The sequence below is a fragment of the Motilimonas pumila genome, assembly GCF_003596335.1.
Classification (GTDB): Bacteria; Pseudomonadota; Gammaproteobacteria; order Enterobacterales; family CBDFNC01; genus Motilimonas; species Motilimonas pumila.
The window spans coordinates 1-813 of the sequence record NZ_QZCH01000121.1; the positions used below are offsets into that span (position 1 = coordinate 1).

Here is an 813-nt window from a genome sequence, read left to right on the forward strand (position 1 = left end):
GGCGTTGTTGACTAAATAGGGAACCTTTCTCGAAAACTGCGATCAGATCATTGAGCACGATACATGGAAGTGATTCTGATGGGAAAATCAAAGAATAAAATTAGCAACTGGCCAGCGTATAACAAAGCATTGACTCAGCGAGGCTCCGTCACTTTCTGGATTGATGATTCTGCCCGTGAAAGCTGGATGTGCCAAGAGCACCATGGCCTGCGTGGGCGCGGATTTCTGTTTACAGACACAGCGATAGAAACCGCGTTGATGATAAAAGGTATTTTTCAGTTGCCGCTTCGGGCGCTTCAAGGCTTTATCGACTCTATTTTTAGCCTGATGGATGTGCCTTTGCGTAGCCCGAATTACACCAGCATAAGTAAGCGCGCGAAGACCGTAGAAGTGAAGTACCGAGCCCCCTCAAGGGGAGCGGTTCGCCATATCGCGATAGACTCAACTGGCCTTAAAGTGTTCGGTGAAGGTGAGTGGAAAGTGAGAAAACACGGGTACGATAAACGCAGGGTTTGGCGCAAGCTTCATCTTGCGGTAGACGTAGAGACACATGACATAATCAGTGCCGAAGTCAGCCTAGTGAACGTTGGCGACAATGAAGTCTTACCCACACTCATCAACCCATTGCGCCGCAAGATAAGTGAGGTATCAGCAGATGGGGCATATGATACGAAAGCCTGCCATGACGTACTGGAAAATAAAGGCATAAAACCACTCATCCCCCCACGAGCCAACGCGGCATTTTGGGAAGAAGGACATCCTCGAAACGAAGCAGTATCCGCTCTTAAAGCTGATGAGCTAAAAGAATGGAAA

The 813-nt window shown here is 48.3% G+C and carries 1 protein-coding gene; it reads left to right on the forward strand.

The features are described 5' to 3' along the window. Positions 1-78: 78 nt before the first annotated feature. Positions 79-813: IS5 family transposase (locus D1Z90_RS20805; RefSeq protein ID WP_119912668.1), on the forward strand; the 735-nt coding region annotated here is incomplete at its 3' end.